Raw genomic sequence first — 24950 nt, forward strand, 5'->3', positions numbered from 1 at the left:
GCAGGCACCGTGCGACAAGGTGCTGGACAACGTGCTCAGGTAGCGCCAGGAAATTGCCGGGCGTAATGCCGCGGATTGAAACGCAGGGCGATCAGGATCATCAGCGCCATGACACCGGTCAGGCACCACCAGGCCGATTCGAAGCTGCCCGACCGATCTCGGACCATCCCGGCCATCAGCGGCGAAAGACCGGCGATCAGGTAGCCGATGCCTTGTACGAAGGCCGTCAGCCCGCCGGCGCGTTGCGGGTTGTCGAGATGATCCAGCGACACAATCAGGCTCATCGGGAACAGACCGCCGATGCCCAGCCCCAACAGGCACGGCCACAGCAGGCTGAAGTGTTGCGGGCTGAGGATCAGCCCACAGAAACCGGCCATGATCAGCGCCAGCAACACCACCAGCACCAGGCGTCGGTCACGGCTGCGGTTGGCAATGGCGGGGGTCACCAGCCCGGACAGCACTTCCATGGCCGTCAAGAAGCCCAGCAGCAAACCGGCGTTTTGTTCGCTCCAGCCCTTTTCCACGTAGTACGGCGCCAGCCAGGCCAGCACACAGGTGTAGGACGCAGTGCCCAAACCGAAGAAGACGGCGAGTAACCAGGCGCGGGAATGAGTGAGGAACGATGTGTTGCGTGGTGCGAGTACCGTTGGCGCCGATGTCCCCGCACGCCCCAGGCCCCAGAACAGCAATGCCACCAGGGCCAGCGCGGCCCAGATTGCCAGGCCCGCGCGCCAACTGCCGGTACGGGCCATCACCAGGGGCGCAAACGAGGCCGCTATCGCCGCACCGCCCATGATCGACGTCACGTAGAGCCCCATGCACACGGCAACGTTGTCGCTGAACCTGGATTTGATCAGCGCCGGCATCAATGCCTGGATCAGCGCAATACCGATGCCGGCCAGCATGGCGCTGAGGATCAGTTCGGCGGCCGAGTCCACGAACAGCCGCGAGACCGTGGCCAGACCAATGATCGACAGTGAAATCACCACCGTGCGTTGTTCGCCAAGGCGTTGGCTGACGCTCAAGCCGAAGAACATCGCCAGCCCCATGGCCATGACCGGCAGCATGGTCAGCAGCGAGGCCAGGCTGAAACTCAACGGGATGTCCCCGCGAATGGCCGACAGCAAAGGCCCGACGGCCGCCATCGACGGACGCAGGTTCAGGGCGACGAGGAGGATGCTGACCATCAGCCAGAGGGCAGGGCGGGTAGTTGCGCGAACGTTTTCCATCAATCGGGCCTTGAAAAATCAGGAGCCGATTAGGCGCGCGAGGGCGGGAGGCCGCAAATCAGATAGTGCGCAGCGGTATTTAAAAATTAAATACCGGTGCCACACCGTGGATCCCCTGTTGGAGCGAGCCTGCTCGTGATAGCGGTGTTTCAATCGATGCATGTGCTAACTGACACACCGCTATCGCGAGCAGGCTCGCTCCCACAGGGATCGGCGGTGTTTGGGAGAATGATTGTTTAGCCAGCCCACACCCAAAGTTCTTCAAATCCCGATTTAACGACCTGAGCGCCCGTGTGACGCTGCTGCTCATCTGTTTTCTGCGGTTATCTCTATGGACGGTTGTCCCGTCGCACTTCCCTCTGAATTAGCCTTCTGGGCGTTATGGCACTGCCGTCACGCACGCCCACCGGATGCCTGCCTTTCCCGTTGATTCTTCTGACAGGTCCCGCGCTGTGCGCCGGGATCAAACCGGCAGCGCCTGCGCGTTTGCCTGACGCGGAAACAAGAGAATTCCCATGAGTTGTGCCACGACCTCCTTCGCCACGAAGCAAGAAGCTTTGACCTTTCTCGAACAGAACCCGGATATCGAGATGTTCGAGCTGTTCATCCTCGACAACAACGGCGTGCCACGGGGCAAGTTGCTGCATCGTGATGAACTGCTGGCGGTGTACGAAAGCGGACGGCCGTTGCCAAGCACCATTCTCGGCCTGACCATCAACGGCGATGACGTGGAAAACTCAGGCCTGGTCTGGGACGTCGGCGACATCGATTGCCGGGCGTACCCGATCAGCGGCAGTCTGACGCGCATGCCGTGGCGGTTGATTCCGACGGCGGCGGTGCAGGTCAGCATGCACCCGAAGGAAGGCATGCCGGCGACGATTGCTGATCCACGGCATCTGCTGGCGAAGGTGATCGAAGGCTTGCAGGCCGACGGTTATTACCCGGTGATGGCGGCGGAGCTGGAGTTCTATTTGCTCGATCAGCAGCGCGACAGCAACGGTCGGCCGCAACCGGCGCGGGACGTCGATGGCGGGCGCCCGCGCTCGACGCAGGTCTACGGTTTGCGGGAGCTGGAGCAGATCGAGCCGTTTCTGGCAGATCTCTACAGTGCCTGCAAACTGCAGGGCATTCCGGCGCGCACGGCGATTTCCGAATACGCGCCGGGGCAAGTGGAAATCACCCTCGAACACCGCACCGATGCCCTACAGGCGATGGACGAAGCGGTGCGTTACAAGCGACTGGTCAAGGGTGTTGCGCATAAACACGGGATGGCCGCCTGCTTTATGGCCAAACCGTTCGATGACCTGGCGGGCACCGGCATGCACATGCACGTCAGCCTGGCGGACAAGGACGGCAACAACCTGTTCGCCAGCGAGTCCGCGGACGGCACGCCGCTGCTCAAACAAGCGGTCGGCGGCATGCTCAGTACCTTGCTCGATTCGTTGCTGCTGTTCTGCCCGAACGCCAACTCCTACCGTCGATTTCAGACCAACAGCTATGCGCCGCTGGCAGCGACTTGGGGAGTGGACAACCGCACCGTGAGTTTGCGCGTACCCGGTGGCCCGGCGTTCTCGCGGCACATCGAGCACCGCATCTGCGGCGCCGACGCCAACCCGTATCTGGCCGCCGCAGCAATTCTGGCCGGCATCCATCGCGGCATTCGTGAACAGCTCGACCCGGGCGCGCCCGTGGAAGGCAATGGTTACGCCCAGGCCACGGAGTTGTTGCCAACCGATTGGCTGACCACCTTGCGGGCGCTGGAAGGTTCGACCTGGGCGCGTGAAGCGTTCGGCGCGGAATTCCTCGGCGTGTACCTGGCGGTAAAGCGCGCCGAGTATCGGCAATTCATGGGCGAAGTTGGCGAGCAGGACTGGCGTTGGTATTTGCATCAGGCCTGAACAAAAGCTGAACCATTCTCAAATAAGTAAAAGTACCGAGTGGATAACAGGAGCCAACTAATCGTTGGCTTCTTTTTCACAAAAAATTGATGGTTGGCTGCCTAAAGTTAGTGCTGTCACGGTAAATGAAATTTTCACATTTGCCATGAACACTTCTTTTCAGGAATAGCCCATCACTATGTTGAAGTTCAAACCCGTGCGCCCGGAGTGGGTGACACTGATTGCCAGCGCCTTTCTGCTGATTGGCTTTAATCTAGTACTCTGGCAGCGCTTGTTTGACATCACCGCCGCGGACGGTAAAGGCATCGTCATGCTTGTCGCCTTTGGCGTGATGATTCTGGCGGCCTTCAATATTGTGCTGACCTTTCTGGCGTTCCGCTACGTAATGAAGCCGGTCCTGATGCTGATGTTTATGGTCAGCGCGGGCGTGGCGTACTTCATGAGTCAATACGGTGTGCTGATTGACACCGGCATGTTGCGCAACTTCGCGCAAACCAACGCGACGGAAGTGCGTGACTTACTCTCACTGAAGTTGCTGGTCTATATTCTTCTGCTCGGTGTTTTGCCTTCATGGTTGTTGTGGAAAGTTCCGGTTGATTACCGCCGCTGGCACCGTGAGTTGGTAAGTAAGGCGCTGGTGAGTGTTGCTTCAGTTGCGGTGATCGGTGGTGTCGCGCTGGTGAACTATCAAGGGCTGTCTTCGTTGTTTCGCAATCACCATGAATTGCGCCTGATGGTGGTGCCGAGTAACTACATCGGTGCTTCGTTCGGCTTTCTGCGCGAGCAAGTAGTCTCTGCCCGGCAACCCTTCGTCAAGGTCGGTGAAGATGCCCAGCGAAATCCCGCCTGGCAAACCCACGGCCGTAAATCCCTGACAGTGCTGGTTGTCGGCGAAAGTGCCCGGGCCGAGAACTTCGGCATCCTCGGTTACGACCGCGACACCACCCCCAAACTGGACAAGGAACCCGGCCTGATCGCTTTCACCGACGTGCATTCCTGCGGCACGGAAACAGCCGTGTCCGTGCCGTGCATGTTCTCGAACATGGGCCGCAAGAATTACAACGCCAGCACCGCGAAGAATGAAGAGGGCTTGCTGGACGTGCTCAAGCGCGCCGGTCTCGACGTGATCTGGCGTGACAATCAATCGGGCTGTAAAGGCACGTGCGATCGGGTCACCCTCGATGACGTCAGCAACCTCAAGGACCCGGTGTTGTGCGCCAACAGTGAATGCCGCGACGAAATTCTCCTGCAAGGTCTGCAGCACTTCATCGACACGCTGGACAAGGACACCGTGCTGGTCCTGCACCAGATGGGCAGCCATGGCCCGGAATACTTCAAGCGTTACCCGAAAGAGTACGAACGCTTCACGCCCGTCTGTGAAAGCAACGCACTGAACAATTGCAGCCGCGAAAGTATCGTCAATGGCTACGACAACACGCTGGTGTACACCGACCACGTGCTGTCGACGTTGATTGATACGTTGCGCAGCAACCAGGACAAAGTCGATACCGCGATGGTTTACCTGTCGGACCACGGCGAGTCGCTGGGCGAGTACAACTTGTTCCTCCATGGCACGCCTTACATGCTGGCGCCGGAACAGCAGAAACGCGTGGCCATGCTGGCGTGGTTCTCCGACAGCTACCAAAAGTCGTTCTCGGTGGACACCCATTGCCTGCAACTGAGCCGCGACAAGCCGCTGAGCCAGGACAACCTGTTCCATTCGATGCTCGGTCTGCTTGAGGTCAACAGCAAGGTCTACAACCAGGATCTGGACATGTTTGCCGGTTGCCGCGGCGCTGTGATCGACGGAGTGTTGGCCAAAGAGTAAGTGTTTCGACCTTTTTTTCACGCATCGGTCGCTAATCTGCTACCGGTACATATTCCGACAAGAGTCATTGCACATGTCCGCGCAGCCCCCTTCCGCCATCGAGCTTGAGTTCGCCCGGCGCTACGATCAGGAACACGCCCGCGTCTGCCTTCAGCCGCGACCGCGTGGCCTGGCGGGGCGCATGGCGTTCTGGCGCGACGAGCAACTGGTGCGCAACGCGCTCAAGGTCGCCGGCGAACCGGGCCTGATGCTGGATGTGGCGTGCGGTGCCGGGCGTTACTGGCCGGTGTTGGCCGAGCACGCGAACCGGGTGATCCTCGCGTCCGACCCGTCGCAGGACATGCTCAACCACGCCCAGACACATCATTCGCAGAGTCTGCTCAAGCGAATCAAAACGTTCCAGAGTTCAGCCTTCACCCTCGGCTTGTCGGCGAACGCGGTCGACAGCATTTTTTGCATGCAACTGTTTCAGCATATCGACAGCCCGGAGCATCGGTTGGCCCTGCTGGCGGAGTTCCATCGTGTGAGTCGCGATACGGTGATTGTGGCGGTACGAGTCGATGCACATTTCAAGCTGCGCCGCCCAGGCACAACGGGCGCTCCCCCCGGCAGCTGGCCGGCAAGGCCGAAGTCGAAGCCGAATTCAGGCTGGCGGGTTTCAGTTTGCTCAGTCATCAGGACTTCTTGCCCGGTTGTGCTCGGATGCGGGTCTATGTGCTGCGTAAGGTCGGTTGACCTCCGCTTGTCAGACATTTCTTGCCGTCTGGCAGGCATTTTCGCTAAAGCTCTTGTTCAGTGGATGCGCGGAAATCGCCGGGGGCGATATATACTGCGCGCCATTCTTCAAGGGAGAGCCGTGTGGCCATCGATATTCACTGGATTCGCGACAACGATAGCCTCGGTCAGTTTTGCGCCGAGTGGCAGCAGCTGCCATTCGTTGCCCTCGACACCGAATTCATGCGGGTCGACACCTTTTACCCGATCGCAGGCTTGCTGCAGATCGGTGATGGCGTACGCGCTTACCTGATTGACCCACTGACCATCGACAACTGGCAGCCTCTGGCCGCGTTGCTGGAAAACCCGGCCGTGGTCAAAGTCGTCCATGCGTGCAGCGAAGACCTCGAAGTATTGCTGCGTCTGACCGGCAGCCTGCCGGCGCCGCTGTTCGATACGCAACTGGCCGCCGCTTACCTGAACCTCGGCTTCTCGATGGGTTATTCGCGGTTGGTGCAGGAAGTGCTCGGCATTGACCTGCCCAAGGGCGAAACCCGTTCCGACTGGCTGCAACGTCCGCTGTCCGACACCCAGATCAGCTACGCCGCCGAAGATGCCTTGCACCTGGCGGAAGTTTTCATACAGCTGCGTCCGAAGCTGTCCGACGACAAGTACGCCTGGGTCCTGGAAGACGGCGCCGAGCTGGTGGCCAACCTGCGCCGCGAGATCGATCCCTACGAGGTCTATCGCGAAGCCAAGCTGGCCTGGAAGCTCTCCCGCGCCCAACTCGCCGTGTTGCGTGAACTCTGCGCCTGGCGTGAGCGTGAAGCCCGCGCCCGCGACCTGCCGCGCAATCGCATCGTCCGTGAACACTCGCTGTGGCCGTTGGCACGCACGCAACCGGACAACCTCGGCGCGTTGGCGAAAATCGAAGACATGCACCCGCGTACCGTGCGTCAGGACGGCGAATTTCTGCTTGATCTGATCAAGCGCTCTGGCAGTGTGTCGCCAGATCAATGGCCGCCCGCCGTGCCGGAGCCATTGCCGGTGGACGCCGCCAATCTGGTCAAACAGCTGCGTGCGATCGGCCAGGCCGAAGCCGAGCGCCTGAACATTGCGCCGGAACTGATGCTGCGCAAGAAAACCCTGGAAGCGCTGCTCAAGAGCGGCTACCCCAACGGTCCTTACCAATTGCCTGATTCGCTGCGTGGCTGGCGCCGCGAATTGATGGGCCAGGCGCTGCTCGACAGCCTGGCCACCGCCGGAGAACAGCCTTGAAACGTATTTGCTCCATCTATCGAAGCCTGAAGAAAAACGAGATGTACCTCTATGTGCTCAAAAGCGATGCACTGGAGCGCGTCCCGGAAAGTCTGATGGCCGCCTTCGGCAAACCTCATCACGCTTTCGATCTGGTGCTGACCCCCGAGCGAAAACTGTCGCGCGAGGACATCACCGTGGTCCTGGAAAACCTTGAGAAACAGGGCTATCACCTGCAAATGCCACCGGCCGAAGACGAATACATCGAACACTTGCCGGAAGAATTGCTGCGACGCAACGACCCGATGTGATCGGCAGACAGGCTCTGTTCAGAGTCTGTGTGAAACACTGGAATGATTTTGGCGATGGCCAGGGCGACGGAGCGAAACTCCGTCGGCGGCCGTTTGCTCTGTTTTCGAAAGGTTTGAACCATGCGCGTTCTGATTGCTGAACACGACCACCCCGTGTACGCCCAACTGTTGCGCCAGGCTGCGCCTGATCTGGAAGTGCTGACCAGCGGCGACTCCGCCGAACTGGCCAGCCAGGCGGCCGACTGCCCGATCTGGCTGGGTCAGCCGGACCTGTTGGCGAACCTGTTGCGCCAGGGCCACCAGCCACAATGGCTGCAATCGACCTGGGCCGGCATCACGCCGCTGCTGGCCGACGGTTTGCGCCGCGATTACCGGCTGACGCGTGCGGTGGGAATTTTTGGTCAGGTCATGGCCGAATACGTCCTGACCTACATGCTTGGCCACGAGCGCGAAGTGCTGGCGCGGTTGGTCAGCCAGGTCGAGCGCAAGTGGGACAGTCGTCAGGGCCAGAGCCTGGCGGGACGCAAGGTGTTGATCGTCGGCACCGGTGACATCGGTTTGACCGTGGCAAAGTTCCTCGTGCCATTTGGTGTTGAGCTGTACGGTATCGCCAGCGAAGCCCGCGAGCAGGCGCCGTTTGTTGAAGTCGGCGTGCTGGCGGACTTGCCACGGCTGGTCGGTGAAGTGGATTTCGTCATCAATCTGCTGCCCAACACCCCCAATACCCACGACTTGTACGACGCGGCGCTGTTCAAGCAGTTCAAGCCGACCGGGTTGTTCATCAATGTCGGGCGCGGCGTGGCCGTGGTCGACGCGGACCTGGTGGAAGCCTTGAAAGAAGGGCATCTGGCGGGCGCGGTCATCGACGTTTGCCGTCAGGAGCCGCTGCCGCAGCGTCATCCATTCTGGACCGCCTGGGGCCTGCTGCTGACCGGCCACAGCTCGGCACCGACCTCGCCATCAATGATGGTCAAGCTGTTTGTCGAAAACTTGCGGGCGTATCAGGCGGGCGAGGCGTTGCGCGGGGAAGTCGACTTCAACCGCGGCTACTGAACCCACCGCTCACTCGAACAGTGTGCAAAACCTGTGGGAGCGAGCCTGCTCGCGATAGCGGTGTGACAGTCAACGTTGATGTTGACTGTGACGGCCTCATCGCGAGCAGGCTCGCTCCCACATGGGTTGTGCTGTGAATCCACTATTTTGTGAACACCAGGAATCAACTGTGGGAGCGAGCCTGCTCGCGATGGCGGTGTGACAGTCAACGTTGATGTTGAACGTGACGGCCTCATCGCGAGCAGGCTCGCTTCCACATGGGTTGTGCTGTGAATCCACTATTTTGTGAACACCAGGAATCAACTGTGGGAGCGAGCCTGCTCGCGATGGCGGTGTGACAGTCAACGTTGATGTTGACTGTGACGGCCTCATCGCGAGCAGGCTCGCTCCCACATGGGTTCTGCTGTGAATCCACTATTTTGTGAACACCAGGAATCAACTGTGGGAGCGAGCCTGCTCGCGATAGCGGTGTGACAGTCAACGTTGATGTTGAATGTGACGGCCTCATCGCGAGCAGGCTCGCTCCCACATGGTTTCTGCTGTGAATCCACTATTTTGTGAACACCAGGAATCAACTGTGGGAGCGAGCCTGCTCGCGATAGCGGTGTGACAGTCAACGTTGATGTTGACTGTGACGGCCTCATCGCGAGCAGGCTCGCTCCCACATGGTTTCTGCTGTGAATCCACTATTTTGTGAACACCAGGAATCAACTGTGGGAGCGAGCCTGCTCGCGATGGGCGTGTGACAGTCAACGTTGATGTTGACTGTGACGGCCTCATCGCGAGCAGGCTCGCTCCCACATGGTTTCTGCTGTGAATCCACTATTTTGTGAACACCAGGAATCAACTGTGGGAGCGAGCCTGCTCGCGATGGCGGTGTGACAGTCAACGTTGATGTTGAATGTGACGACCTCATCGCGAGCAGGCTCGCTCCCACATGGTTTCTGCTGTGAATCCACTATTTTGTGAACACCCGGAATCAACTGTGGGAGCGAGCCTGCTCGCGATGGCGGTGTGACAGTCAACGTTGATGTTGAATGTGACGGCCTCATCGCGAGCAGGCTTGCTCCCACATGGGTTCTGCTGTGAATCCACTATTTTGTGAACGCCAGAAATCAACTGTAGGAGCGAGCCTGCTCGCGATGGCGGTGTGACAGTCAACGTTGATGTTGAATGTGACGACCTCATCGCGAGCAGGCTCGCTCCCACATGGGTTGTGCTGTGAATCCACTATTTTGTGAGCACCAGGAATCAACTGTGGGAGCGAGCCTGCTCGCGATGGCGGTGTGACAGTCAACGTTGATGTTGAACGTGACGGCCTCATCGCGAGCAGGCTCGCTCCCACATGGGTTCGGCTGTGAATCCACTATTTTGTGAACACCAGGAATCAACTGTGGGAGCGAGCCTGCTCGCGATGGCGGTGTGACAGTCAACGTTGATGTTGAATGTGACGACCTCATCGCGAGCAGGCTCGCTCCCACATGGGTTCTGCTGTGAATCCACTATTTTGTGAACACCAGGAATCAACTGTGGGAGCGAGCCTGCTCGCGATGGCGGTCTGTCAGTCAATATTGACGGAGACTGATACACCGCCATCGCAAGAGACTCGCTCCCGAATTTCTTTTGCGCTGTGGCTTAGAGGGTGAAATCGCCTTCGGCCGCCAGTTCGCTCAGTGGGCGACGCGGGCTTGGTTCTTCGCGCGCTTGCAGGTAATCGGCCAGCGTCGCTTTATCGCCCAGTTTGCCCACGGCTACTGCCGCGTGCAGTGCGTAACCTTCAGGAATGTTCAGCTCTTTGCGGGTCAGGTCCTGGTCGAAACCGGCCATGCCGTGGGTGTGCCAGCCGCTGATGCTCGCTTGCAGCGCCAGATGGCCCCAGGCCGAACCGGTGTCGAAGGTGTGCCACAGGGCCGGGGTCTCTTCGGTGGCGCCGGGTACCGCGAAGGTGGTTTTAGAGATCACGATCACCAATGCCGAGGCGTGTTGCGCCCAGCCGCGGTTGAATTCATTCAGCAGGCCCAGAAAACGCTCCCAGTTCGGCGTATCGCGGCGCGCGTAGAGAAACCGCCAAGGCTGGGAGTTGTAGGCCGATGGCGCCCAGCGTGCGGCTTCGAAGAAGCTCAACAGGGTTTCTTCGGGAATGGTTTCGCCGGTGAAGGCGCGGGGCGACCAGCGATCGGTGAACTGAGGGTGGATCGCATACTCGGCAACGCGTGGGTTTGCACTCATCAAGAGATTCCTTGCTTCGTTTGAAAGTGAGGGGCGTCTAAAACCCGCAGGCGCAGTTCACCTGAATGCAACGCGGTTGAGCGTTAATGGCATTTGGGCATGGCTCCTTGCGACTGGCAAAACTACGTGGCGGCGCAAAAACTGACAAGTCCGATCTACCGGCAGTCGCCAATGCTTGGCCCGCAAGGGCCTTGGCACTAGACTGGCGGCCTTTTCACCACCTGATGTTGATGCTCGAACCATGGCCGCCAAAGTCGAACCGTTCTGGATACGCAAAACCCTCGATCAACTCGATCCGCAGGAGTGGGAATCGCTGTGCGACGGGTGCGGTCTGTGCTGCCTGCAAAAGCTCGAAGATGAAGAGGACAACTCGGTCTATTACACGCGCATCGCCTGCAAACTGCTGGACCTGAAAACCTGCCAGTGCACCGACTACCCGAACCGTCGTGACTTTGTGCCGGACTGCATCCAGCTCACGCCGGGCAAGGCCGAAGAATTCCGCTGGTTGCCGCCGACCTGCGGCTATCGATTGGTCAGTGAAGGCAAGGACTTGCCCCTGTGGCATCACCTGGTGTGCGGTGATCGCGATGCGGTGCACCATGAACGCATTTCCCAGTCCGGGCGCATGCTCGCCGAAGGCAGCGTGTCCGAGGATGACTGGGAAGACCATCTGATCTTTCGCGCGGGCTGAATGCCCCACTGCATGTGTGGCCACCAACAGGCAGTAACGACAAAAAAAGGGGCCGCTTCGCAGCCCGGCGCGAGCAAGCTCGCTCGCCACAACAGGAGTGTGTATGGCTGTGCGATTGCGGCGGGCGCTGGCCGTCGGGCTACTGGCCCTGAGTTCGTCCGTGTGGGCGGCGAAAAAAGTCGATCTGGATTATCACGTGCGCCTGATGCCGCACAGCGATCAGGCCGAAGTGCGGCTGACGCTGGCCCAGGGCTCGGCGGTGCGCAGTCTGGATTTCGATCTGGGCGACGGCAGCCACTACAGCGACTTCAAGGCCGACGGCCAATGGCAGCTCACGGCGGGCAAGCAGACGCGCGGCGTTTGGCGTCCGGCCACTGACAAGGCCAGCCTGACTTACCGCGTGCGCATCAGCCATGGACGCAAGAGCGGCAGCTTCGATACGCGCATGACGCCAACCTGGGCACTGATGCGCGGCGACGACCTGGTGCCGCCGGCCAGACTCGATCAGCAGGACGGCATCGAGCTGATTTCACGCCTTGAATTCGAACTGCCCAGTGGCTGGAAAAGCGTCGAGACCGCCTGGCCGCGCATCGGCAAGAACAAATTCCGCATCGATAACGTCTCTCGACTGTTCGACCGGCCCACGGGCTGGATGCTCGCCGGCCACCTCGGCAGCCGTCGCACGCGGCTTGGGGAAACCGAAGTCACCGTCGCCTCGCCTCAAGGCCAGGGCATGCGCCGCATGGACGTGCTGACGCTGCTGACCTTTGTCTGGCCGCAGGTTCAAGCCGTGTTCCCCCGTCATCCCGTCAAGCTGCTGATCGTCGGCGCCAACGACCCGATGTGGCGCGGCAGCCTGGCCGCGCGCGAGTCGATCTATCTGAACACGCGTCTACCGCTGGTCAGTGAAAGCGGCACCAGCGCGGTGGTGCGTGAATTGGCGCAGGTGTTCGGGCGGATCAACGACAAACAGCGCAGTGACTGGATCAGTGAAGGGTTTGCCGAGTATTACGCCATCGAGCTAGTGCGCCGCGCGGGTGGCATGAGTGATGAGCGGTATGAGAGTTTGCACCGCAGGCTGGTCAAGGACAGCCAGAAAGTCACCACGTTGCGTGGCGAACAGGCGAACCCGGCGCAGGTCTCCAAAGCGGTGTTGTTGCTACAGGAACTGGATCGCGAGATTCGTTTGAAAACGCGCAACAAGCGCTCGCTTGATGATGTGTTGCGCGGGGCGATGCATCTGGGGAGTGTGGATACCAAAGAGTTTGTTCAGCTCGCGGAAAGCGTGATTGGCGAGTCTTCCAAGGTCCTTGATACCGAGTTGCTTCAGTAAAACCGTCTTCGCGGGCAAGCCTCGCTCCTACAGGGTTTATGTGATCACACCAATTCTGTAGGAGCGAGGCTTGCCCGCGAAGAGGCCGTCAGCCTCAGCAAAAATCCCGGATCAAACCCCGGTCTTCGGCGACTTCAACGAATCGTTGCCTGTCACCGTAGCGGTATGGGTCGCCGCCTCGGCATTCGCCTTCAACTTGCCCAACTCTTCCCCGGCCCGCTCGATCTTCGCCCGAACGTTGTTCATGTCCTGACGGCTTTTCTCCAGCAGGCTTTTCGCCGAGCTGTGCCCGGTAATCCCGCGAGCCAGGGCGACGCCGCCGATGGCCACCTGGATCAACCCGAAAAACCCGCCGCGACGCAGGCCCTTGCCCATCATCAGCACGCCGCCGGCCAGGGAGCCGACACGTTCCCAGCCGTGAACGTTCTGCTCGGAATGAGTCTGGAACGGGGTGGATTCGATGCGTTCTACGCGCTTGAGTTCGCTCATGATCTGTCTCCTGGCAGGCAAGGCTGCTTCAACAATAGATAGTTAAGCTGACTGCCGGGGCGGGCGGCTTGTTCCATCGAATGTGAGGTGATTCAGCGGAATTTTGCCCCGGAGCGGGTGTTGAGCCCCTTGGACATGCGGTCGTAGAGCACGACGTTGACCGTGGCGGCCAGGTTCATGCAGCCAGTGGTCGGGATGTAGACCACGTCTTCGCACCAGTCGCGAATCTCTTTATCCAGCGAACCGTCTTCCGGGCCGAAGATGTACAGGGCGCGGTCAGGGTGGGTGTATTCCGGCAGCGAGCGGGCGCCTTCGACCAGTTCCACCGCGACGGGCACACAGCCCAAGGGCAGGATTTTCTTCAAGTCGTCGATGCCGATCAGCGGGATGTCGTAGTGGACGCGCTTGGTGTCGGTGACGAAGTCGGCGGCGCGTTCATAACGCTTGCCGGTGTAGAACACGGACGCGACGCCATAGCAGCCGGCGGCGCGCATGACCGAGCCGACGTTTTCCGGTGATTTGGGGTTATACAAACCAATGCAGCTGTACCGTTTGTCTGCCACGAGCGGGGTGCCTTCGGGGAAAAAACGGCGATTATACGGGGATTGGGGGAGGGGTGTCCGGTTTGGAGATTGGTGGTGACCGGGAGATTGTCTTCGCGGGCAAGCCTCGCTCCTACAGGGACAGAGTCGATCACAATTGGGTGAACGACATGTATCCGTAGGAGCGAGGCTTGCCCGCGAACGGGCCAGTCCAGCCAATGAAAGTCTTCAGTCGTCTTTTTTCATCAGCCCCGCCAACGCCGCAAACGGGTTATGCGTCGCCTTGGCGATTTTCGGCGTGCTCAGCGAGCCTTCGTGAAAATACTGCTGGTCGGTATACCGCGAGTGTTCGTTGTCGTGGCAATACAGGCACAACAATTCCCAGTTCGAGCCGTCCTGCGGGTTGTTGTCGTGGTTGTGGTCGCGGTGGTGCACGGTCAACTCGCTCAGGCGTTTGCCGGAGAACTCGCGGGCGCAGCGGCCGCACACGTGCGGGTACATCTTCAGGGCTTTGTCGCGGTAACCCATTTCCTTGTCGCGCTGGTTGTCGGCGAGGATGCGATCCAGCTTCGAGGTATTGGTCGGCGTTGACGAACTCATGGGTTCACCTTTGTAAAAGACTAATGACGGTTATGGCGTGAGTTTAGCTCAGCCCTTGAGCTTCTCGGCAATCCAGATGGTGTGGCGGGTGCCTTTGTTGCCGTGGGCGAAGACCTGGACTTCTTCGGCCTTGAAACCGGCCTTCTTCAGCTTGTCGGAAAACTGCTTGTCGGCGCTGGCCGACCACACTGCCAGCACGCCTTTGGGCCGCAGGGCCTTGGCGCAGGCGCTCAGGCCACCGGCGGAGTAAAGCCAGCTGTTGGCCCGTTGGGTCAGGCCTTCGGGGCCGTTGTCGACGTCGAGCATGATCGCGTCGAAACCTTGCGGCTCGGCTTGCAGGACTTTGGCCACGTCTTCCATGCGAATCACGGTGCGCGGGTCGAGCAGCGGATTGCCGGCTTTCTCGCCCAGCGGCCCGCGATTCCATTCCACCACGCCAGGCACCAGCTCGGCGACCACCACTTCAGCGGTCTTGCCCAAATGCTTGAGGGCCGAAGCGAGGGTAAAACCCATGCCGAGGCCGCCGATCAGCACTCGCGAGTTCGGCCGGCCGGCCACTTTGCGACACGGGATCTCGGCCAGGGCATCTTCTGAGCCGTGCATGCGGGTGTTCATCAATTGCCCGCCGTCGCCGCCCTGGATCTTGATGACGAAATCCTCGCCATACTCGAACAGGCACAAGGCGCCGCCGTTTTCAGGGATAGGGGCGGTGTCGAGCAGAACGAAACGTTTCATGGAAATCTCAAATTGGGGGAAGGCAAACAGAGGCAGTTGGGAGTAGCCTGCCAATGACAACAAGGCCAACGGAGCCATTGATGAAGCGCACCATTCTAACGGTCATTGCCTTGGCCGCGCTCTCGATAAGTGCAGTGCAGGCCCAGCAGTTGCAAACCATTCCAGCAAGCCCTGCGCCGATGCCCGGTTCGCCCGGCACGGCGACCCCGACGCCGTATCCGCCCATCACCCCGACCACCTTGCCCAAGGCCGGGCCTGGCAGTGGCGGCCCACCGCTGGTGCCGATCGAGATGCCCAGTCCGCCGACCAAGGATCAACCGGTGCCGGGGATTGAGCCGAACAGCACGAAAACCAAAACCCCAGGCGGTTAAACCTGCTGCGAGAGCAGTTGCCCGTCGGCCATGCGCAAGCGTTTGGAAAGGGCGACGGCGAGGGCGCGGATGATCTTGGCGGCGATTTTCGGCGCCTCGTTGATCATTTTTTCCAGAGAGTCCTTACCCAGGTTCAGCAGTTGGCAGTTGCTGGCGGCCACGCAACTGGCCGAGCGGCGCTCGCCATCAAGCACCGCCATTTCGCCGAACGAGCGACCGCTGCGCAGGGTGGCCATGGTCACCAGCTGCCCGTCGCCGTTGGTCTTCTGCACCGACACCTGGCCGGTATGGATGATGCACATGAAACTGCCGGCATCACCCTCATGGAAAATCTCTTCGCCTTCGGCGATGGTGCTGATGCTGAAGTAGCCGGAGGCCGCGGCGAAGTCTGCCGGCAGCAATTGATCGAACAGGCCGCAGTCCATCAGCCAGTCGCGGATTTCGTTGTTCAGTAAGGTCGGTTCTGACATGTCGGCACGGTCTTTTTCTTGTGTCTGGTTCCGGTTGTTCGGGATATCCCCAATCCCTGTGGGAGTTGTGTTGTATTGGGCCCGGTGTCTGGTCTTAAGACCGAAACACCGGGCCAAGTTCCTCAGGCAATCCCCAAAACCTTGAAAACAAATGCGTATTCGAGTGCTACGTCACGCAATCCCTGGTACCGACCGCTCATCCCGCCATGCCCGGCGCCCAGTTCTGTCTTGAGCAACAGGGGATTGGTGTCGGTTTTGGTCGCGCGCAATTTCGCCACCCACTTCGCCGCTTCCCAGTACTGCACGCGGCTGTCGTTGTAGCCGGCGATCACCAGGGTCGCCGGATAGGCTTGCGCGGTGACGTTTTCGTAAGGGGCGTAGGCCTTGATCCGATCATAAACGTCCGGTTCTTCAGGATTGCCCCACTCGTCGTATTCGGTGACGGTCAACGGCAGGTCCGGGTCGAGCATGGTGTTGAGCACGTCGACGAACGGCACTTCGGCAATGGCCGCGCCAAACAGCTCGGGTCGCTGATTGAGTACCGCGCCGATCAGCAAACCGCCGGCACTGCCGCCGCTGATCGCCAATTGTGCTGAGGTGGTGAAGCCGTTGTCGATCAGGTGCTCGGCACAGGCGATAAAGTCGCTGAAGGTGTTGTGCTTGTGTTCCTGCTTGCCGGCGCGATACCAGGCCTCGCCCAGTTCACCGCCGCCCCGTACGTGGGCAATCGCAAACGCCACGCCGCGATCCAGCAAGCTCAAGCGGGCATGAGAGAACCACGGGTCAAGGCTTTCGCCGTAAGCGCCGTAGCCGTAGAGATACAGGGGCGTCGGCTGACCGAGGGCTTCGCGCTTGACCACCAGGCTGATCGGTACTTGCGTGCCATCGGGTGCCGTCGCCCACAGGCGCTGGCTGACGTAGGCGTCGGCGTCGAACGGGCCGAGCACCGGGGTTTCCTTGAGTACTTTCTGCTCGCCACTGTCCAGCTCCAGCTGGCGAATTTGCGCCGGACGGTTCAGGGCTTCGTAACGCAGACGGATCCGCTCGCTGACAAACTCCAGGCTGTTCTGCACATGCAGGCTGTACGCCGCATCCGGCAGTTGCACACGGTAGCTCGGCAAATCCTGCGGGTGGACTTCAATCACCGGCAAGCCACCGACCCGCAGGCTCAACGTCATCGCGCCGACGTTCAGGCTCATGCCCTCGATCATCGTGCTGTCGCTGTGGGGGATAAGGTTCTGCCAGTCGGCCTCGGTGGGCGCAACACCGGTATCGACGGCGGTGTACAGGGCAAAGTTGATGCCGTCGCGATTGGTGCGGATGAACCAGGCCCACTCGCCGTTCAGCGTGCCGTGGTCGACGTCGTATTCATGGTCTTCAACCCGTGGCGCCAGGCAAGTGAAGGCCTGCTGCGGCTGCGCGGCGTCGAGGGCCCAGACTTCGCTGGTGGTCTTGCTGCCCAGCGACAGCAGTAATTGCTGTTCGGAACTGGAGCGATAGCAATGCAGGAAGAATCGGCCGTCCGGCTCGTTGAACACTTCCTCGGCCGCCGTGCCGTCCAGTCGATAGCGCAGCAGTTTGTGCGGACGGTGGGTGTCGTCCAGCTCGCCGAAAAACAGCGTCAGGCTGTCATTGGCCCAGGTCATGCTGCCGTCGCAATCCTGGAACTCAAGTTCACTGACACGGCCGTTGGACAATTCCTTCACGAACAGCGTGTAGATCTCATCGCCCGTGGAATCGATGCTGTAGGCCAGGCGCTGGTGATCCGGGCTGACGCTGAAGGCGCCGAGGGAAAAGAAGCCGCCATTGGCCAGTTCGTTCGGGTCCAGCAGCAGCTGTTCCTGGCTTTCGTCGAGTTGCAGGCTGTCATCAGCCGGGCGTGGGCAGCGGTAGTGGCGGGCGTATTCGTCACCGGCGGTGGTGCGCGTGTAATACAGGTACGGGCCCCAAGGGGAGGGCAGCGACAGGTCGGTTTCGAGAATCCGGCCCTTGATCTCCTCGAACAGGGTTTCGCGCAGCCTGGCCTGATCGGCGGTCTGCGCCTCTTGGTAGCTGTTTTCAGCCTTGAGGTAGTCGAGCACCGCGTCGGTGTCGCGCTCCTGCAGCCAGGCATACGGGTCAGGGCCGTCGGCCTTGTGGGCAATCGGGGCGCTGGTGACGTTGGCGGATAAGGGCATGAAGGACTCTCGGACGTTGTACGAAAAATAGGGTTTTGCAGGCGCAATGCAAATATTGATGCCTGTGCAGACCCTGTAGGAGTGAGCCTGTGTGGCCAGGGAGCTTGCTCCCGCTGGGTTGCGAAGCGACCCCAAAAGCGCTGCGACTGCTTCGCAGCCGAACGGGAGCAAGCTCCCTCGCCACAGTTCGCTCCCACATGGATTACGCCTGACGGGCGAAAAGTCGTTACTATAAGCGCCTCTTTGCCTGCCTTGCCATGGACACCATGACCGAGAACGACTATCTGATCGCTTGGGGCCTCTACGCCTTTGCCGCTTTAGGCTGCCTGTTGGTGTGGATGCGCATCACCCGCTGGATGTGGCGTTGGCTGCGTGAACCGCTGCGGCTGCTGGTCGCCGTACTGCTATTCAGCCCGACCATCATCGACCCGGTGAAGGAAAAAGTGGCCCCGGCCATCGCCATCACTGCGCTCGATCTGCTGTTCAAGGTGGGCAACAACGCTTGGCGGGCGGTTTCCGACCTGTTCATGTACGGCATGATCGCTTTTGGCATTTATCTGGTGTTCGTGGCGATCCGGTTCCCTATTGAACGGGCTTCCAACGCTCGCAAGGAACAGGCCGCCGCCGCCAAGGCCGCCGCCCGGGCCGACGATCTTGACGACGATCATCCGTTCGGCGGTGCCGGCGATGATCGTTACGGTCGTCCGCCAGTGCCGAGCAACCCTCAGCGATTGCGGGTCGAACCGCGTTTGTAATCCGGCCTTGAAGCGAGAGTCCGAGCATGTGTGAGTTATTGGGCATGAGCGCCAATGTGCCGACCGATATCGTGTTCAGCTTCACCGGGCTGATGCAGCGCGGCGGCCGCACCGGTCCGCACCGTGACGGTTGGGGCATCGCTTTCTATGAGGGGCGCGGTCTGCGGTTGTTTCAGGACCCGGCGGCCAGCAGCGAGTCAGAAGTGGCGAACCTGGTGCAGCGCTATCCGATCAAAAGCGAAGTGGTGATCGGGCATATCCGTCAGGCCAACGTGGGCAAGGTCTGCCTGTCCAACACGCACCCTTTCGTGCGTGAGCTGTGGGGCCGCAACTGGTGTTTCGCCCATAACGGTCAGCTGGCGGATTTTCAGCCGATCAAAAGCTTTTATCGCCCCGTCGGTGACACCGACAGCGAAGCGGCGTTCTGTGACCTGCTCAACCGTGTGCGCGCAGCGTTTCCAGAACCGGTCGAGATCGAAGCGCTGCTGCCGGACCTGGTCGCCGCTTGCGCCGAATACCGCAGCAGAGGCGTGTTCAACTGCCTGTTGAGCGACGGCGACTGGCTGTTCTGCTATTGCTCGACCAAATTGGTCCAGATCACTCGTCGCGCGCCATTCGGCCCGGCGCGGTTGAAGGATGTCGATGTGATCGTCGACTTCCAGGCCGAAACCACGCCTAACGATGTGGTCACGGTGATCGCCACCGAACCCCTGACCGAAAACGAAACCTGGACCCGCTACGAACCGGGCCAATGGAGCCTCTGGCGACGCGGCGAATGCGTCAGCCAGGGCAAGACCGAATAAGGATCTCACCCGATGTTGCTCAGTTATCTACGGCTGGTGTTGTTTGCGGCGGGCCTGTTGATCGGTGTCCAGGTGCCCGGGTTCATCAGCGATTACGCGAAACGGGTCGAAGCGCATCTGATTGAGGCGCAAACCAGCCTGAGCGGTTTCCAGGGCACCGCCAATCAGTTCTTCAAGGGCGATATGCAGGCGCTGGTCGCCCATTACCGCGCCAGTGAAGACCCGATTTTCCGCAGCGACGCCGAGAGCCTGAGCACCTTGCTCACCCGTCAGGTGGCGCTCGATAAACAGTTCCACGCCATGCAGGGCCCGTGGTACATCCGCGTTCTGCAGGTCGCATTGGCGGCGGATCCGGATATCCGCAAGGAAACCTGGAATGGCTACAGCTACCAGATCCTGCTGACACCGGAAGCGATGATCTGGGGCATGAGCGGTGCGTTGCTGCTGTCCTTCGGCATTGAATGCCTGTTCCGTCTGATCGACTGGGTGGTGCTGGGCGGCAAACGCCTGCGCCAGAGCCGGCCGATCGAAGATCGGGATGTGCGCGGCCTGTAACACTGATCGCTCCCACGCAGAGCGTGGGAGCGATCATCATCAGCGCCGATCAGCGTGCGAGGACGATGTAGTCTTCACCCACCTTGCGCGCATACCCCTCCAGCACCTGCTGACACAACGCAACAATCTCCTCGACCCACTCCACACCCACCCGCCACGACACCACGACCTGCAAATTAGGCAGCTGTTGATCGATGGCCAGCAAGGTCAATTCCCCCGCGCCAGTTCCTCGGCTACCAGAACCGGCGGCAACGCACCAATGCCGAATCCGTCGCGCAGCAATCGGGTGATCGCCGACACCGAGTTCACGCAGTTCAGCCGCGGCGTCATGACCCCGTTCGCCTGCATCAGACTCAGAATGTCCTGATGTGGATGTGAGTTTTTCGAGTAGGTAATGATCCGCTCGCGCGCCAGATCGGCAATGCCGGTGTACCCACGGTTGTAGATCGAATTGCTGGCGACAATCCAGCCCATCGGATGGCTCGCCAGTTCAAGGCTGCGCACGCTTTCCTGACGCACCAGATCGGTTTGCAGGATCAGATCGAGAAAGCCTTTTTGCAGCTGATCGCAGAGGTTGAGCGCCGTATCGGCCACCAGCTCGATTTCCACCCGCGGATAGTGATCCATCATCTGTGCCACCAACGGGCTCAGCCACGTGTGAATCACCGTGTCCATCACGCCGATCCGCACGCGCCCGACCTTGCTCGAGCGCGTCTCGATCGACTGCTTGAGGGCTTGCATGGTGTCCATCATCTGCTCGGCGTACTCGAGCACTTTCAAGCCTTCGGGCGTCAGGCTCACCCCCCGCGAGTCGCGCAGAAACAACTTCACCCCGAGCTCGCCTTCGAGTACCGCGATGCGGCTGGAAATCGATGCCTGGGTGGTGAAGAGCTTGTCAGCCGTCAGGCGGAAACTCTTGAGTCGGGCGACCCAGACAAAGGTCTCGAGAAATTTCAGGTTCATGGCGTTAAGTTTTTCTTATGCCTAGGGCGGGTTTTTATTAGTTGGACGCAGCAGGGCCGGACAACCAAAAATCAGGCCATCCGGTTCCCACGATAGGCGTCGTCGGGGCTCAGAACAATACCAATAAAATTTGCACGGAGAGTTGCCATGAGTGCGCCCGACACGCTCGACATCCCCAAAGCCACGTCTCGGCCGGGACCTTTCGACTGGTACCGCAACATCAATCAGCAGGAACGCCGCACCTTCTGGAGCTGCAAGATCGGCTATGGCCTGGACGGCATGGACACCCAGATGCTCAGCTTCGTGGTGCCGACCCTGATTGCCATGTGGGGCATCACGACTGGCGAGGCCGGGCTGATCCATACCAGCACGCTCATTGCGTCGGCCATCGGTGGTTGGGTGGCGGGGATTCTGTCGGACCGCATCGGCCGTGTGCGCACCTTGCAACTGACGGTGCTGTGGTTTGCCTTCTTCACCTTCCTCTGCGGCTTCGCGCAAAACTACGAGCAACTGTTGATCAGCCGCACCTTGATGGGCTTCGGTTTTGGCGGTGAGTGGACCGCCGGCGCAGTGCTGATGGGCGAGGTGATTCGCGCCAAGGACCGCGGCAAGGCCGTGGGCATGGTGCAATCGGGCTGGGCGCTGGGTTGGGGGCTGACGGCGATTCTCTATGCGCTGCTGTTCTCGGTATTGCCGCCGGAAGATGCCTGGCGTGCGCTGTTCATCCTCGGCATCGTGCCGGCGATTTTCGTGATCTTCGTCCGTCGACTGGTCAAGGACCCGGAAATCTACCGCGAAGCCAAGGCCAAGCAGGAGCCGGGCAACGCCGCGAAGTTCTACGAGATCTTCGCCCCCGGTATCCTCTTCACCACGATTCGCGCTTCGGTGCTGACCACGGGCGCACTGGGCGGTTACTACGCGATCACGTCCTGGCTGCCGACGTTTCTGAAAAACGAACGCGGTTTAAGCGTACTCGGCACGGGCGGTTATCTGGCGATGGTGATCGTCGGTTCCTACGTCGGCTACGTCATCAGTGCCTATTTGACGGACATCCTCGGCCGCAAACGAAACTTCATCCTGTTCGCCGTCGGCTCGTTCACCATCGTGTTGCTCTACACCCAGTTGCCGGTCAGTAACGGCGTGATGCTGTGGCTGGGCTTCCCGCTGGGCTTCTTCGCTTCGGGGATTTTCAGTGGCATGGGCGCGTTTTTGACCGAGCTGTTTCCGACACGTATTCGCGGTTCGGGGCAGGGCTTTTGCTACAACATCGGCCGGGCACTGGCGGCGTTGTTTCCGTTGCTGATCGGTTTGATGAGCCAGAAGGTGCCATTGAGCGTAGGCATCGGGGCTTTTGCGGCGGTGTCCTACGGTGTGGTGATCCTTGCTGCGTTGAGCTTGCCGGAAACCCGTGGCAAACAACTTGAAGCCGAGTAGCTGATAATCTGCGGGCATCTGCCCGACAGCAAAAAAAGAAAATGCCTACAGGAGTGTTCACCGTGAGCCGCCTGCTATTGAATTGCGACATCGGCGAGAGTTTCGGCAACTGGACCATGGGTCTGGACGCCGAGGTCATGCCCTTCATCGATTGCGCCAACATCGCCTGCGGCTTCCATGCCGGCGACCCGAGCATCATGCGCAAGACCGTCGGCCTGGCCCTGAGTAACGGCGTGCAGATCGGCGCGCATCCGGCCTATCAGGACCTGGTGGGTTTCGGCCGCCGCTCCATGGCCTACACCGCCCAGGAACTTCAGGACATTTTGCATTACCAGATCGGCGCCCTCGACGGCATCTGCCGGGCCCAAGGCGGGCGCGTCAGTTACGTCAAACCCCACGGCGCAATGTACAACGACATGATGGCCAACCCGGCGCAATTGCGCGCGGTGCTTCAGGCCGTGGCGGCGTATGACCGGACCTTGCCGCTGATGCTCATGGCCACGCGCGACAACAGCGCCGCCCAGCAACTGGGCGATGAATACGGCGTGACCTTGTGGTTCGAAGCCTTCGCCGACCGTGCCTACGACAGTGCCGGCATGTTGGTTTCGCGGCAACTGCCGGGGGCGGTGCATCACGATCCAGAGAAAATAATCGAGCAAGCGCTGACCATCGCCCGTGGCGACAACCTCACCGCCAGCGACGGCAGCGCCTTGCACTTGCGGGCCAACACCTTGTGCGTCCACGGTGACAACGCCAGTTCGGTGGCGGCGGTGCGGCGGATTCGCGAAGCCCTTGATCAGCAGAGCGCACCATGAAACCGCGGGTTGAGGTGGTGGCGCTGGATTGCCTGATGGTGCGTCTGTTCGATGAAATTGCCGAAGCCAACATGCCGTGGATGCTGGCGGCCAGCGAAAACCTGCGCGCTGCGTTTGCCGGGCATCTGATTGATCTGGTGCCGTCTTACACGACATTGATGGTGCATTACGACCTGACGGCGTTGAGTCCGGCTCAAGCCCGGGAATTGATCGCTCAAGCGCTGATCGACCTGTCGCCCAACGCGAGCACTCGCGGTAAATGCCATGTGCTGCCGGTCTGGTATGACTTGAGCGTCGGTCCGGAGTTGAGCTTGTTGTCTCAGCGCAGCGGGCTGTCGGTGGACGAGGTGATCCGCCGCCACAGCGAGCGCGAGTATCAAGTGTTCGCCCTGGGTTTCGCGCCGGGGTTCGCTTTCATGGGGCTGGTGGAAGAAGTGCTCGCCGCGCCGCGCCTGAATACGCCGCGTAAAAAGGTGGCTGCCGGCAGTGTCGGCATCGCCGAGCGGCAAACCGCCGCCTACCCGGTGGTGTCCCCCGGCGGCTGGAACCTGATCGGCCGCACGCCCGCCAAATTGTTCGACCGCGAACGCGATGGTTACAGCCTGATGCAACCGGGTGACACCGTGCGCTTTGAAGCGGTCGACCATGCGCAGTTCATCAACCTGGGCGGTGACGACACGCCATTGGAGGCCCAGGCATGAGCCGTCTATTGATTGAGGCGAGTACGCCGCTGTGCCTGTTGCAGGACGCGGGTCGTTTCGGCGTGCGGCATCTGGGTGTGACCCAGGGCGGCGGGCTGGATTGGCGTTCGATGTCGTGGGCCAATTGGTTGTTGGGCAATGGCCTTGATGCGCCGGTGATTGAAATCACCCTCGGCGGTTTCAGCGTCGTAGCCGAAGAAGACTGCGTGTTGGCGCTGGCCGGGGCGGACCTGGGCGCGCAAGTGGATGGCGAGGCATTGGCGCCGTGGCGCAGTTTCCGGCTGAACAAGGGCCAGCGATTGCAATTCACTCAACCGCTGCTCGGGGCGCGGGCCTATCTGGCGGCACCGGGCGGGTTTGACGCGCCAAAGGTGTTGGGCAGCAGCGCGACGGTGGTCCGTGAAGAACTCGGCGGCCTGGATGGTATGGGCCGGCCATTGGCCAAAGGCGCGCCGTTGAGCTATCGCGGGAGTGCGCTGTTATTGCTGCGGGAGTTACCGGCAGAACACCGGCCTAATTTCAAAGTCGATTCGCCACTGGATGTGGTCCTCGGCGCGCAGATCGGTGAGTTCAGCGGGCAGAGCCTGTTCGATGCGTTCAACAGCGTCTGGACCCTCGACAGCCGTGCCGATCGCATGGGCATTCGCTTGCTGGGAACGCCGTTGCAGTATCAGGGCCAGCCGATGATTTCCGAAGGCATCCCGCTAGGCGCGGTCCAGGTCCCGCCGGACGGGCAGCCGATTGTGTTGCTCAATGATCGGCAGACCATTGGCGGTTATCCGCGATTGGGGGCGTTGACGCCGTTGGCACTCGCGCGGCTGGCGCAGTGCTTGCCGGGGGCGAAAGTGCGGTTGCGGCCTGTGGTGCAGGAGGTGGCGCATCGCGAACAGGTCGAGTATTTACAGCGATTTTCAAACCGCTAAAAGCTTCGCGGGCAAGCCTCGCTCCTACAGGGTTGGTGCACGATGCACGAACACAGAAACCTGTAGGAGCGAGG

General features: G+C 60.5%; 23 protein-coding genes and 2 pseudogenes. 16 read left to right on the forward strand and 9 right to left on the reverse strand.

The features are described 5' to 3' along the window. Positions 1 to 35: 35 nt before the first annotated feature. Positions 36 to 1229, reverse strand: a complete 1194-nt coding sequence (locus HP062_RS28375) for a cyanate transporter (protein WP_154913901.1) — start codon at positions 1227 to 1229, stop codon at positions 36 to 38. A 515-nt stretch (positions 1230 to 1744) separates the two neighbouring features. Between HP062_RS28375 and HP062_RS28380 the strand changes: the two genes are divergently transcribed. The 6 genes and pseudogenes from HP062_RS28380 (at position 1745) to HP062_RS28405 (ending at position 8290) form a co-directional block, all read left to right on the forward strand. Further along, positions 1745 to 3127, forward strand: coding sequence for a glutamine synthetase family protein (locus HP062_RS28380; protein ID WP_077750027.1), 1383 nt, complete (start codon positions 1745 to 1747; stop codon positions 3125 to 3127). A gap of 178 nt (positions 3128 to 3305) precedes the next feature. Continuing rightward, entirely contained in the window at positions 3306 to 4955 is a 1650-nt protein-coding gene (locus tag HP062_RS28385) for a phosphoethanolamine transferase (RefSeq protein ID WP_172792395.1), read from the forward strand. 73 nt (positions 4956 to 5028) lie between these two features. Further along, positions 5029 to 5690: pseudogene (locus HP062_RS28390) on the forward strand (class I SAM-dependent methyltransferase). Between the two features lie 123 nt (positions 5691 to 5813). Continuing rightward, complete coding sequence (rnd, locus tag HP062_RS28395) at positions 5814 to 6947, forward strand: ribonuclease D (RefSeq protein ID WP_010462151.1); 1134 nt, start codon at positions 5814 to 5816, stop codon at positions 6945 to 6947. Beyond that, positions 6944 to 7237 (forward strand): YcgL domain-containing protein, encoded by a 294-nt coding sequence (locus tag HP062_RS28400; RefSeq protein WP_007898694.1) that lies wholly within the window; start codon positions 6944 to 6946, stop codon positions 7235 to 7237. Before rnd ends, HP062_RS28400 begins: the two co-directional genes overlap by 4 nt. A gap of 120 nt (positions 7238 to 7357) precedes the next feature. Beyond that, positions 7358 to 8290: a D-2-hydroxyacid dehydrogenase gene (locus HP062_RS28405; protein WP_010462145.1), complete on the forward strand. Its 933-nt coding sequence runs from the start codon at positions 7358 to 7360 to the stop codon at positions 8288 to 8290. Between the two features lie 1635 nt (positions 8291 to 9925). Here HP062_RS28405 and HP062_RS28410 read toward each other — a convergent pair. Then, a complete protein-coding gene (locus tag HP062_RS28410; RefSeq protein WP_077749176.1) occupies positions 9926 to 10519 on the reverse strand; it encodes a nitroreductase family protein in 594 nt (197 codons plus the stop codon). A gap of 241 nt (positions 10520 to 10760) precedes the next feature. Between HP062_RS28410 and HP062_RS28415 the strand changes: the two genes are divergently transcribed. Both HP062_RS28415 and HP062_RS28420 read left to right on the forward strand, forming a co-directional pair. Next, complete coding sequence (locus HP062_RS28415; RefSeq protein ID WP_010462140.1) at positions 10761 to 11210, forward strand: YcgN family cysteine cluster protein; 450 nt, start codon at positions 10761 to 10763, stop codon at positions 11208 to 11210. 103 nt (positions 11211 to 11313) lie between these two features. Beyond that, entirely contained in the window at positions 11314 to 12543 is a 1230-nt protein-coding gene (locus HP062_RS28420) for a hypothetical protein (RefSeq protein WP_154913915.1), read from the forward strand. A 111-nt stretch (positions 12544 to 12654) separates the two neighbouring features. On the opposite strand, the gene HP062_RS28425 is transcribed toward HP062_RS28420, so the two are convergent. The 4 genes from HP062_RS28425 to HP062_RS28440 all read right to left on the reverse strand — a co-directional run bounded on the left by HP062_RS28425 (position 12655) and on the right by HP062_RS28440 (position 14909). Then, positions 12655 to 13032, reverse strand: coding sequence for a DUF2892 domain-containing protein (locus tag HP062_RS28425; RefSeq protein WP_154503533.1), 378 nt, complete (start codon positions 13030 to 13032; stop codon positions 12655 to 12657). 92 nt (positions 13033 to 13124) lie between these two features. Next, positions 13125 to 13595, reverse strand: coding sequence for an RNA methyltransferase (locus HP062_RS28430; protein WP_008153126.1), 471 nt, complete (start codon positions 13593 to 13595; stop codon positions 13125 to 13127). Positions 13596 to 13802: 207 nt separating this feature from the next. Continuing rightward, entirely contained in the window at positions 13803 to 14174 is a 372-nt protein-coding gene (locus HP062_RS28435) for a YajD family HNH nuclease (protein WP_010462132.1), read from the reverse strand. A gap of 48 nt (positions 14175 to 14222) precedes the next feature. Then, the gene (locus HP062_RS28440; protein WP_027925870.1) at positions 14223 to 14909 is read right to left on the reverse strand and encodes a spermidine synthase; all 687 of its coding nucleotides are present in this window, start codon (positions 14907 to 14909) and stop codon (positions 14223 to 14225) included. 80 nt (positions 14910 to 14989) lie between these two features. Here HP062_RS28440 and HP062_RS28445 point away from each other — a divergent pair, with 80 nt between their 5' ends. Continuing rightward, positions 14990 to 15280, forward strand: a complete 291-nt coding sequence (locus HP062_RS28445) for a hypothetical protein (protein ID WP_010462128.1) — start codon at positions 14990 to 14992, stop codon at positions 15278 to 15280. Here the strand turns inward: HP062_RS28445 and HP062_RS28450 are convergent. Together HP062_RS28450 and HP062_RS28455 are read right to left on the reverse strand one after the other, a co-directional pair. Further along, positions 15277 to 15750, reverse strand: coding sequence for a cyclic nucleotide-binding domain-containing protein (locus HP062_RS28450; RefSeq protein ID WP_077749165.1), 474 nt, complete (start codon positions 15748 to 15750; stop codon positions 15277 to 15279). The genes HP062_RS28445 and HP062_RS28450 overlap by 4 nt on opposite strands. A gap of 122 nt (positions 15751 to 15872) precedes the next feature. Then, positions 15873 to 17927, reverse strand: coding sequence for a S9 family peptidase (locus HP062_RS28455; protein ID WP_172792396.1), 2055 nt, complete (start codon positions 17925 to 17927; stop codon positions 15873 to 15875). 257 nt (positions 17928 to 18184) lie between these two features. On the opposite strand from HP062_RS28455, the gene HP062_RS28460 reads away from it, so the two are divergent. Genes HP062_RS28460 through HP062_RS28470 form a run of 3 tightly spaced genes read left to right on the forward strand, consistent with a single transcriptional unit; the run spans position 18185 to position 20040 of the window. Continuing rightward, positions 18185 to 18682 (forward strand): MFS transporter, encoded by a 498-nt coding sequence (locus HP062_RS28460; protein ID WP_172792397.1) that lies wholly within the window; start codon positions 18185 to 18187, stop codon positions 18680 to 18682. Between the two features lie 26 nt (positions 18683 to 18708). Continuing rightward, entirely contained in the window at positions 18709 to 19485 is a 777-nt protein-coding gene (locus HP062_RS28465; protein WP_077749163.1) for a class II glutamine amidotransferase, read from the forward strand. Positions 19486 to 19497: 12 nt separating this feature from the next. Further along, entirely contained in the window at positions 19498 to 20040 is a 543-nt protein-coding gene (locus HP062_RS28470) for a DUF2937 family protein (RefSeq protein ID WP_102595475.1), read from the forward strand. A gap of 49 nt (positions 20041 to 20089) precedes the next feature. Here the strand turns inward: HP062_RS28470 and HP062_RS28475 are convergent. Then, positions 20090 to 21003, reverse strand: a pseudogene (locus HP062_RS28475) (LysR family transcriptional regulator). A 147-nt stretch (positions 21004 to 21150) separates the two neighbouring features. Here HP062_RS28475 and HP062_RS28480 point away from each other — a divergent pair. The 4 genes from HP062_RS28480 (at position 21151) to HP062_RS28495 (ending at position 24876) form a co-directional block, all read left to right on the forward strand. Further along, positions 21151 to 22437, forward strand: coding sequence for an MFS transporter (locus HP062_RS28480; RefSeq protein ID WP_010462114.1), 1287 nt, complete (start codon positions 21151 to 21153; stop codon positions 22435 to 22437). Positions 22438 to 22499: 62 nt separating this feature from the next. Further along, a complete protein-coding gene (locus HP062_RS28485; protein ID WP_172792398.1) occupies positions 22500 to 23252 on the forward strand; it encodes a 5-oxoprolinase subunit PxpA in 753 nt (250 codons plus the stop codon). Beyond that, entirely contained in the window at positions 23249 to 23953 is a 705-nt protein-coding gene (pxpB, locus tag HP062_RS28490; protein WP_172792399.1) for a 5-oxoprolinase subunit PxpB, read from the forward strand. The genes HP062_RS28485 and pxpB overlap by 4 nt, the downstream gene beginning before the upstream one ends. Beyond that, a complete protein-coding gene (locus HP062_RS28495; RefSeq protein ID WP_010462108.1) occupies positions 23950 to 24876 on the forward strand; it encodes a biotin-dependent carboxyltransferase family protein in 927 nt (308 codons plus the stop codon). The genes pxpB and HP062_RS28495 overlap by 4 nt, the downstream gene beginning before the upstream one ends. Positions 24877 to 24950: the final 74 nt, after the last annotated feature.

The sequence above is a fragment of the Pseudomonas sp. B14-6 genome, from assembly GCF_013260315.1.
GTDB lineage: Bacteria > Pseudomonadota > Gammaproteobacteria > Pseudomonadales > Pseudomonadaceae > Aquipseudomonas > Aquipseudomonas mandelii.